The organism is Leptolyngbya sp. GB1-A1 (assembly GCF_039962475.1).
GTDB lineage: Bacteria > Cyanobacteriota > Cyanobacteriia > Elainellales > Elainellaceae > Leptolyngbya_A.
This window is the reverse complement of the sequence record NZ_JAMPLI010000022.1, coordinates 82,701-93,018: the sequence shown is the minus strand read 5'-3', so window position 1 is coordinate 93,018 and position 10,318 is coordinate 82,701. Positions and strand designations below refer to the sequence as shown.

The window sequence follows — 10,318 nt, the reverse complement described above, 5'->3', positions numbered from 1 at the left end:
ATTGCCGGTTTCGCCGTTATAGACGTCGATGCCCATGGGATAGTCGGGGTTGGCCTTGGCATATTCGAAGCTGCCGGGGAGTTACTCAATCCTGGCAATTACTTGCGCATTGTTTTACCTGTAAATCCCCAGTAATTGTAATGAGAAAGCCTTTGCTTTTAAATATAATCCTGACCCTGGTGTGGGTGGCACTTACAGGCGATTATGCGCTTGCGAATTTTCTGTTAGGTTTTGTATTTGCCTTTGCTGCCCTGCGGTTTGCACTGGGAAAATCGGGAAAGCGATATTTCCTTTTTGTACCTCGAATGGTAGGGTTTATTGGTTTTTTCGTGTGGGAATTGATCAAATCAAATATTCAAGTTGCTTTGGATGTCGTCACACCTCCATTTTACATGAAGCCAGGCATTGTAGCTGTTCCTTTAGATGCGCAAACCGATGCTGAAATCAGTTTGCTTGCCAACCTCATTACACTTACGCCAGGCACACTCAGCTTGGATGTATCTGACGACAGGAAGGTTCTATACGTACATGTGATGTATTTAGATGATGAGCAACAATTTGTTGAAAGCATCAAGAGTGGTTTTGAAAAGCGTTTGTTGAATTTAATGCGATAAAATGGAGTTGGTCGATTATTTATTCTATGTGATTTTACCAGTCCTTGTGTTTTCGGCCTTACTGGTATTCGTGCGTTTTGCTTTGGGGCCAAGCATCAGCGACAGGGTGGTAGCACTCGATCTATTGCTTACAATTGGTATTGGAATCATTGTGGTTTACGCCATTTATACCAACCAACCCCATTACCTAGATATCGCCATGATTTTAGGTCTCATTGCATTTTTAGGTACTGTTGCCTTTTCGTACTACATTGAAAAACGACAAGAAAATGGCTGATCTCTTCATCATGGTTTTAACAGGCATAGGTAGCTTGTTTGTGCTTCTAGCTGCAGTTGGACTTCTGCGCATGCCCGATTTGTATTTGCGGATTTCGGTATCAACAAAGGCCGCCACCTTGGGCATGGGGTTGATATTGGCATCGGCTGCCATTCATTTTGGTGAAATGGGCGTTACAACACGGGTGATTGCTATCGTCTTTTTCATTTTTCTAACGGCGCCCATTGGAGCGCATTTGCTTGGAAGGGCATCATATCTTACTGGCGTTAAAAGGTGGAAAAGGACGCATACAGATCAACTTGAAGGAAAGTACAATCGGCGAACGCATCGGTTGGATTCATGACTTTGGCATCTAGATTCTAAATATTGGAATATTTCCAACATTTGGCTGTTTTATTGCGGCATTGTTGAATGCCCATAATTGCCGCTTTATAGTGTGTTAATGCGTATTGAGCGTTTCTTTTTGGGTATTGGCAAAGTAGATATGGTTATAATTCCGCTGAAGCATGCATGCGCTTCTAATAATGAAAAAACCATCCCAATTTGAAACAACCAACTAGGGCGAAGTTGAAAAAATGGCCTTTGTTAACAGCTCTGCAGCAACATTGACAAAAAAATGTACTTTTTGGCATGGTGTTTCTTACAAGCCGTGTAAGACAAATTAATTATGAAGAAATTACTACTGATGCTGCCTTTGTTCGTTGCTTTTAGTTGGGCAAATGCGCAGACCAAAGTAGAAGTTACTGTTGAAAACCAGCGTCTGGTAAATGGTAAATTCTATTTTGATGTTATGTTAAGTGACGATGCAGGGCCAGATTTCTATTTGGGTTATGCCGACATCGTATTGACGGATGCCATTTTTACCAATGGTGCCTTTTCAAGTGCTGCCGTTAACTACATCAACGGAACCACCACCCTGTTAAATGCGGGTGGCACAACAGCAACTGGCTACGATAATGTAACAGTTACTTCAAGCATAGGAACAGGCGCCAATGCCAACAGGGTAATTATCAACATCAATTTTCCTGCATTTGCCAATCAAACTGAGTTTGATGCCAAAGTTGCTAAAATCGATGGCACACGCCGCAGATTAGGTACTTTTCAAATGGTAACTTCCAGCAAAAATGGTTTCAATCCCAATCATGCATTTTATACGGTAGGAACAGGTATCAAAACCAAAGTGTATGAAGCCGCTGCCACTACTCCTTGGAATCAAACCCGCATCACCACAGCCAACAGCACTTTGCGTTCGGCTGCTTCGGTATTGGCAACAGCACCGGCAACTTTCCCTGGCCAATTTCCATCGGGCTTTACCAGCACGCCACAATCGCCAACTTCGGTTAAACTTGACTGGACCAATGGCACGCACGATGGCGTAATTGTTTTGATGCGCTTATCAGACGCAACTACCAACTCAACCATTGCTGGTTTGAGTGGCGATACGACCGTTGGAAATATTTTGGCCTATGCCGCTCAAACCAATTTTAGTGGTGTAGCCGATACCAACAGGGTTGGATCATCGCCTTATTACGTAGCTTATGTGGGAACTGGCACAACGGTAACCATAACAGGATTAACAGCTGGACAGCAGTACAAATACGTAATCATTCCATTCAATGGTGTGGCTGGTTACAGTGCTGCATATGCATCACCCTCAAACATGGCTGCCAACGCAGCTTCATTGGTAATCGATCGTCCTTCTGTTGAAATTGCTCCTACCTGGAACTTGGCTGGATTGTACCTCTTCAACAACAGTTCTAACTCTTCAACACAAATGAACATCAATTGGTACATTGCAGATTTTGCCAATATAGCTACCAACGATGCCAACTATAACGTGAACAAAGACTCTATTTTGTTCATTGCCATTGCGGCGGGCTCAGCACACCCTACAGTAGCACCTGCTTTGGGTAGCTCTTATTATCCAACCGTTGGCGAGTCGTATACACCTGCTGCCTACACTTCGGGCGATACCTTAGGTGCTGCTCCGGTTGCCTATGCTGTAGCGAGGGTTCAAGCCAATGCGGCAAGTGGAACGGTCACCTTTACGGGTTTAACGGCTAATACGTCATATCGTGTACTTGCCTTCCCAATGCGTGGCAACACCACCAATGTGGATGCAGCTAACTACAACTTCAGCAGCTTGCAGCAGGATGTGCGCTTTACCACGCCAACGCCAATCACCGCACCGGCAGCAGGCGACTTGGCTACCTCGTTCACTGGTACCCCATCGGGCAACGACTCTACTTTGAATATCAGCTGGACCAATCCAACCAATCCGAACATCAGTGGCATCATGGTAATGGTTCGCCCAGCTTCAGCCACCGACTTCACTCCGGTTAATGGCAATGTGTATGGATTTAATGCAAGTTTCACCTTGGCACCAAATCAAGGTCAAAACCGGATTGTTTATCGTGGAACTGGCACCAGTGTTACTGTAACTGGTCTCAAGCCTAACCAGCGCTATCACTTCACGGTAGTGCCTTATTTGGGCACAGTGGCCGACTCCAACCTGGCCTATGTGTCTGACGGTCCTACCAATCTGTGGGCACGTTCGAATAGCCACACTTACCTCAGTGTAACAGCACAGGTATACCTCGAAGGTCCATGGAATGGCACCGACATGAACGAAACCTTGACCATTCCTACCAACCATCCGTTCGACTCTAGCAGCTTCTTCAACTACAACGGTACAGAAACCTACAATGCTACCAACACGCCTGATGCGGTTGACTGGGTGTTGCTTGAACTGCGTCGTGTAGGCTTGAGCGAAGGATTGGCCGATGCCAATTTGGCAAAAGTTCCAGGCACATCGCCTTCGGTAAACGTTGGTCGCAGGGCAGCCATCCTCAACAAAGACGGCAAGATTGTGGGCGTTGACGGCAACGACAGCTTGTTGTTCCAGATCACGCAAGAAGGCAAGTACTATGTGGTTGTTTACCACAGAAACCACATCCCCATCATGAGCGCCAATGCAGCCGATACTGCACGCAGCATTTCGTTGACCAGCAATGGTAACCTCTTCTTGGCAACCAATGTGGCAGGTGGTACAACCAATGCCTTTGATTTGGGCAGCGGAAATGTGGCCATGCTTTCGGGTAATGCCAACACCAGCAATTTTGTAGTCGATGGCGACGATCGCACCAAGATTTGGGCTGCTCGTAACAATTCGGCAACCAACTTGTATCGTCTGGAGGATGTGAACTTAGACACAGATGTGGATGCTGCTGACCGGGCTGCTGCTTGGAACAACCGCACAAAGAATGCCTACAGTTCAATCACGGCTCCTTAATAGCATTTGACAATGGGGGAGGTATAACCCCTCCCCCTATACTTTACTCAAATCATGGTTCGGAAATTAATTTTATCGCTCATGCTGCTTGGTTCGGCAAGCCTTCAAGCTCAGGTAGTGCCTGTGCGTGTAGAGCTGCTCAACCAGTATGCCATGGGCGATAAGGTTTTTTTCGATGTGTATTTAAGAACTACCGATGGATCAGGAGTTTATTTAGGCCAAACAGGAGTGGTTATTTCGTTTGATACTTCTGCTTTCGATAACCCCAAAGTGAATTTTGACCCAACCCTTGCACGTTTAAGAAGCGTAGAAGGCAGAACCATCAGCTCGAGTACACAGATTGCACTCTTAAAGGACAACGCCAATAGGAACATCATTTCATTGGATTATTTAGCGCCCTATGTAGAAACTGCAACACAAGTAAGAAATGGCATTGCTTTTATTGATTCGCGTATCAATGCTCATTGTTTGGGAAGGGTTTCTATTACAGGGTATAATCAATCGGTTGCAGATGTGAATTTGAGGGTTGTAGCCGAAGCAAGAACCCGGTCGCATTTGGCAACACATGTGAATTTGTACGCTGCCAGTGGCGATAATGGTGGTGCAGGCCAAATCGATCCAGGAGGTGATAGCACTTTTTTTTACCTGCGTTTGGGCACGTTTACTGCGGTGCCATCGGGTCGTTCAGCCGAGTTGGAATGGACAACCCAAAATGAAGTTCGAATGAATGGTTTTGAGGTTGAGCGAAGCATTTATCCAAACGAAGGATTTACGCGCATTGGAACCATGCCTTCAAAAGGCTTTCCCAATACCTTGTCGGTTTACCGCATGATTGATCGCGATGTTTATAATCCTTCCGATCCGATTCCAACCTATTATTACCGCATCAAATACATAGCCGAAGACGGTGTATCGGCCTATTCGCCTATTCGAGCGGTCGATTTTAATGCCGGTAACGAAATTGACATGGTTACCTGGCCAAATCCAACATCCGATGCTGTGAACTTGCAGCTTCGAAATGTCATTGACGAAACCATCTTGGTTAGATTGCTCGATCGCAAAGGGTCGGAGCTGGGCCAAAAAAGATTCACGCCAAACGAAATCATACGTTTTGAGGTGGCAAACGTAGTTCCTGGTGTTTACTTCATCGAAGTCATCACATCAAAGGGCAAGCGCACCGAAAAAATTGTCGTTTGGCGTTAAAGGCAGTAATCACCTCCAAAAGAGGGATTCTTGATTACTAAACCAAACCATGTGCAAGGCTGGCCCGGGAGGGTCGGCCTTTTTTTATTTTGATTTGTTCTTGAAAAATTTTGGTTTAAAACCAAGGGCCTCTTATTTTAGCAACTTCTCCAAAAACCGTAACCAATAATTGTTGATATGAACAAACTCTTTACCTCCCTTTGGGTGGCTTTGTTGTTGCTGGTTGGCATCCAATCGGCACAAGCGCAAGTCATTGTGACCTTGGGTACAGGTACCACTACCAACACAAATACCACGTATCCTGCTCCTTACGGCAACTGGTACTGGGGTGCCAGGCAACAGTACCTCATCCGCTCAAGCGAATTGTTGGCCATTGGTGCAACGCCCGGCTTTATGTCGTCGCTTGCATTTAATGTACAGACCGTTCAAGGAGTGGCCTTGCAGGATTTTACAATCAGGCTGGGAACCACCACAGATTCGGTTTTAAACAGCACGGCTTTCTTAGGCCCGCTCACTACGGTTTTTAATGTGCCTGCGTATACTGAAGTTTTGGGTTGGAACACCCATGCATTTAGTCAAAACTTCTTTTGGAATGGCACTTCGAATATCGTAGTTGAAGTATGCTTCAACAACAGTTCATTTACCAACAATGCTGTGGTTTTTAACACAAACGTAGGTTGGGCAGCGTCTTCTTGGTTCATTTCAGATGCTGCAGGTGTTTGTGCCAACACAAGCCCATTCATCAGCACTGGTACAAGTCGCCCCAACATGCAGTTAGGCTTTTTGCCCAACACCGGTCGTGATTTGGGTACTGTTCAGTTGATTTCTCCACGTCCATTGGCTCTCGGTACCAATACGGTGACAGTGCGCTACACTTCTTTAGCCGCTGACCCCATTACTTCTGCCAATTTGGGCTACCAATTGGGAACCAACACACCTGTTACGGTAAACAACTATAGCTTTACTACGCCATTGTCTGCCGGACAAGGTGAAAACTACACCTTCCAAACGCCATTGAACATCACTGCCAATGGCAACTATGTATTGCGTGTTTGGAACAACAACGCCAATGGATTAGGTGCCGACAACAATGTGGGCAACGATACCTTGACGTTTAACCTCTGTACCTCTTTGAGTGGTTCATATACAGTGGGAGGTACTTTGGCCGATTTTCCAACCATTGCAGATGCTGTAAACGCCTTGAGAAACTGCGGTGTAGCGGGTCCAACTACCTTTTTGATTAACGACGGCACTTACTATGGCGGCTACAATTTGAGCGGAATCATCGGAGCTGGTGGTACCAATACCATCAATTTTGTAAGTGCCAGCTCAACACCTGGCGGAGTTGTTCTTATACAAGACACCGTTACACCCATTGCCGGTGCCCGTCACCACTTTGTGATCAATGGTGTACCGAACGTTACCTTTAATGGCTTGACTTTCCGCCGTACGCTTGACGGCACTGCACTTTCTGCAGTATTGCTCTATGAAAACGGTGCGGATTTTGGAACTGTGACCAACTGTATTTTTGATGACCAAACAGGTGGTGGCGGATTCAACAACTATGGTATTCGCATCAATACTTCGAGCTACACCAATATCATTGGTAATGTGTTCACGAATTTTTATTACACCATTTACATCAATGGCCCTACTGCAAACTCTACTTATGCTGAGGGTATTAATATTACGGCAAACCAGTTCATTGCCTATCGTTACGCCAATTATCATTTGAATGCGCGTAACTTGGTTATCAGTGGAAACCAGTTTAATGGTATTCATCCATCGGCAACCTTTGGATACGGTGTGTATATCAGTCGTGGTGCAGTGACCACCATTTCAGAAAACAACTTCAATGGACGTCATGCCAGTGGTGCCATTTACCTGTTCAACATGAACAGTGATTCATTGGGTGGCGAGAACAGGGTATTCAATAATGTCATATCTGGCACTGCTGATGCTTCACCAACCATTATCAACTATGGCATTTATATTGGTGGTTCTACCAGTACCTCAACTACCATAGTTCCATTGAATCCGCGTGACCAAGTTTCAATTGTGAACAATACCATCAATTTGGTTAACCCAAGTACCACGACTTCGAACCACGGGGCGATTCATTTGACAGGTGGTAGTGCAACTACTCCCGCTTTTCAGCAGATTCAAGTGTTGAACAACAACGTAGTGGTAACTGCACCTAACGGTGGCGCATTGCCGGCAAACTATCAGCCTTTCTTCATCATCGATCAACATGTGACCGATTCGCTGACATCGAACTACAACAACTTCCGTGCTTTGAATGCCAATGGTACTGTTGCAACAAACCCCTTGGTACGTCAAGGTGCTACACTGCACAATACCCTAACGTCGTGGCGGACTGCTAGTGCGGGTCGCGATACTTTTTCAGTTAGTATCAATCCCGATTTCATTGCCCCTAGCATTCCAATACCAACCAGTTTGGCTTTAGATAACAAGGGTGTGCCGGTTGCATTTGTATCTGCCGATATAAATGGTGCTCCACGTTCAGCCACTACACCCGACATTGGTGCTTACGAATTCGTAGGGTTGCAATTCTCACAAATCACTGTAACTCCTTTGGTAGACACATTGGTAACGCCAAGTCGCTTCATAGTTGCGAATATTCAGGACACTGCTGGTTTGGCTACCACAGTGCCAAATGCACCACGTATGTACTACCGCAAAAACAGCACAGGTAATTGGGTGGTAGACAGTACGGCATCGGTAACAGGAAACAACTACAGCTTTACCTTTAATTATGCTGCTTTAGGTGGTGTTGCGGCTTTGGATACCATTGAGTATTACTTTGCTACCTTTAACAATGCCAATACAGTAACTACATCACCTTTGGGTGGTAGCGGTCGTGGTCCGTTAGGCAACACACCGCCGCCTATTTTGTACCGCTATATCCTGCTTGGTCAGGCAAGTGGTAACTATTTGGTAGGTGTTAGCAATCCAGCTGCACAGTTCCCAACGGTTACTGCAGCCATGAATTTCTTGGCTAACAGCATGATTACTGGTCCAGTTACCTTCATTCTCATCGACTCGAGCTATGGTCCAACCGGCGAAACTTTCCCTTACAATGTGAATGCTCGTCCAGGTTTGAGTGCTACGAACAATGTGCGAATCCGTATCGATAGTGCGCTTACAAATGTTGCCATTACTGGTTCAAATGCGACTTCGATTTTCACACTCAATGCGATGAAGCATTTTGAAATCAACGGTTCAAATGCTCAAGGAGGCCGCGGTTTGACCATTATCAACAATTCACCTGCAGCCAACTCTTCGGTAATTTACCTGCGCAACCCATTGGTTGATGGTAACGAAAACATCACATTGCGAAATTTGCGTGTAGTTGGTGGCAGCAACACCGTAACTTCTACTTTCGGTATCAATGCACAAGGCATCACCGTTTCGACTTTTGGTTCGGGTGATCGCATGAACAACATCACTATTGAAAACGTAGGAGTTGAACGTGCATACTATGGCATTTATGTACGGGGTACCGTTGCCAATCCTGCTCGCAACTTACGGATTCGCAACAACTCGGTTGGATCTACTGATACAGCGCGTTTTGTGATTTTCCGTGGTATTGATGTTCAGAACGCTCCTAAGGCCGAAATTACAGGCAATACAGTATTTAACTTGGTGAGCTCAACAGCAACATCTCAGGCGGCCATTGAAGTGGGAGGTACGTTGAACGACTCTGTGAATGTTGCTCGTAACACCATTTGGGGTGTTAAAAACCTGAATACTGGAGGATGGGGTGCATGGGGTATCAACGTGCTATCTGGTTCAAATTATTTCATTCACAACAATGTGATTTACGATTTGAGAACTGTGAACTATTCGAATACCTCAAATACCTTTAATGCATTTGGTATTCGTTTGGCGGGTGGAACCAACATAAGGGTGCATTACAACAGCGTGTATTTGTACGGTGCTTACACTAATACAACCACAGCTGGTGCTGCTGCTGCTGCCTTTGGAGTAACTTCGACAGCGGTAACCGGTGATGTGCGCAACAACGTATTTGCGATTGACGCTTCTTCCACTACCACAGCATCGAACTTTATGGCGGTTTGGATGCCAGCTGCGTTCAATTTTGCCAGCTTTACGCTTAACAACAACGCTTACCATGTGCCAGTAAATCCACAAAACTTTGTAGGTAAACTGGGAACAACCGTGGGGTACTCGAGCCAATGATGATATAGACGGTTTTAGGGGAAATGACCTTTTAAGCAGTCGGCAGGGGAATGATCGCATTGAAGGCGAGCAGGGCAACGACATTCTGTTCGGCAATCAGGGAGACGATGTTCTCAGCGGTGGCGAAGGTTTTGATGCTCTCACAGGCGGTCAGGGCGGCGATATTGCTTTTGGTGGAGCCGGAGTCGATCGCCTTTCTGGGCAAGCAGGCAATGATATTTTGGTAGGGGATGACAGCAAGGATTTTCTTGTCGGCGGTTCGGGCGATGACTACCTGCTAGGTGGAAACGGACAAGATGACCTTCAGGGAGATGCAGGACAGGACATTCTGAATGGTGGATCGGGTTTAGACATCCTGAGGGGTGGTGCAGGCAACGATCGCCTAGATGGTGGCACGCAGAACGATCGGCTCACCGGGGATGAGGGAAATGATCAATTTGTCTATCGTCCAGGTGGCGGAAAGGACGTGATTACCGACTTTGAAAAAGGATCAGACAAAATTGACCTCAGCAGTTTCCGCTTCCAGGGCTTTTCTGACTTCACGTCAAAAGCAACCTTGAGCGCTTCTACCATCAACTTTGGGAACGGCAATACTCTGCAACTCAATCGGGTTAACGTAACAACGCTGTCTGAATCTGACTTTAGCTTTGCATTAGCCTAAACCGAATCTCTCTTCGGCTACTGTGTACACCGATCCATCCATTGCTC

The 10,318-nt window shown here is 46.0% G+C and carries 8 protein-coding genes; 7 read left to right on the top strand and 1 reads right to left on the bottom strand.

Annotated features, from left to right (window positions below; translation table 11 throughout):
• Positions 1–140 precede the first annotated feature (140 nt).
• The 6 genes from NDI45_RS19165 (at position 141) to NDI45_RS19140 (ending at position 9,610) form a co-directional block, all read left to right on the top strand.
• Entirely contained in the window at positions 141–614 is a 474-nt protein-coding gene (locus NDI45_RS19165; protein WP_348248314.1) for a Na+/H+ antiporter subunit E, read from the top strand.
• Between the two features lies 1 nt (position 615).
• On the top strand, positions 616–891 hold the full coding sequence (locus tag NDI45_RS19160; protein WP_348248313.1) for a cation:proton antiporter: 276 nt from the start codon (positions 616–618) through the stop codon (positions 889–891).
• On the top strand, positions 884–1,234 hold the full coding sequence (gene mnhG / locus NDI45_RS19155; RefSeq protein WP_348248312.1) for a monovalent cation/H(+) antiporter subunit G: 351 nt from the start codon (positions 884–886) through the stop codon (positions 1,232–1,234). Before NDI45_RS19160 ends, mnhG begins: the two co-directional genes overlap by 8 nt.
• Positions 1,235–1,558: 324 nt before the next feature.
• A complete protein-coding gene (locus tag NDI45_RS19150) occupies positions 1,559–4,183 on the top strand; it encodes a fibronectin type III domain-containing protein (protein ID WP_348248311.1) in 2,625 nt (874 codons plus the stop codon).
• 54 nt (positions 4,184–4,237) lie between these two features.
• Positions 4,238–5,386 (top strand): T9SS type A sorting domain-containing protein, encoded by a 1,149-nt coding sequence (locus tag NDI45_RS19145; RefSeq protein ID WP_348248310.1) that lies wholly within the window; start codon positions 4,238–4,240, stop codon positions 5,384–5,386.
• Positions 5,387–5,563: 177 nt separating this feature from the next.
• The gene (locus NDI45_RS19140) at positions 5,564–9,610 is read left to right on the top strand and encodes a hypothetical protein (protein WP_348248309.1); all 4,047 of its coding nucleotides are present in this window, start codon (positions 5,564–5,566) and stop codon (positions 9,608–9,610) included.
• 31 nt (positions 9,611–9,641) lie between these two features.
• Here the strand turns inward: NDI45_RS19140 and NDI45_RS19135 are convergent, their stop codons facing one another.
• A complete protein-coding gene (locus NDI45_RS19135) occupies positions 9,642–9,815 on the bottom strand; it encodes a hypothetical protein (RefSeq protein ID WP_348248308.1) in 174 nt (57 codons plus the stop codon).
• Between the two features lie 15 nt (positions 9,816–9,830).
• On the opposite strand from NDI45_RS19135, the gene NDI45_RS19130 reads away from it, so the two are divergent.
• Complete coding sequence (locus NDI45_RS19130; RefSeq protein WP_348248307.1) at positions 9,831–10,271, top strand: hypothetical protein; 441 nt, start codon at positions 9,831–9,833, stop codon at positions 10,269–10,271.
• Positions 10,272–10,318 lie beyond the last annotated feature (47 nt).

Excerpts from the sequence above, each read along its gene's own strand:
- NDI45_RS19165 (WP_348248314.1), top strand. The coding sequence starts at position 141 with ATGAGAAAGCCTTTGCTTTTAAATATAATCCTGACCCTGGTGTGGGTG.
- NDI45_RS19145 (WP_348248310.1), top strand. The coding sequence starts at position 4,238 with ATGGTTCGGAAATTAATTTTATCGCTCATGCTGCTTGGTTCGGCAAGC.
- NDI45_RS19150 (WP_348248311.1), top strand. The coding sequence starts at position 1,559 with ATGAAGAAATTACTACTGATGCTGCCTTTGTTCGTTGCTTTTAGTTGG.
- mnhG (WP_348248312.1), top strand. The coding sequence starts at position 884 with ATGGCTGATCTCTTCATCATGGTTTTAACAGGCATAGGTAGCTTGTTT.
- NDI45_RS19160 (WP_348248313.1), top strand. The coding sequence starts at position 616 with ATGGAGTTGGTCGATTATTTATTCTATGTGATTTTACCAGTCCTTGTG.
- NDI45_RS19140 (WP_348248309.1), top strand. The coding sequence starts at position 5,564 with ATGAACAAACTCTTTACCTCCCTTTGGGTGGCTTTGTTGTTGCTGGTT.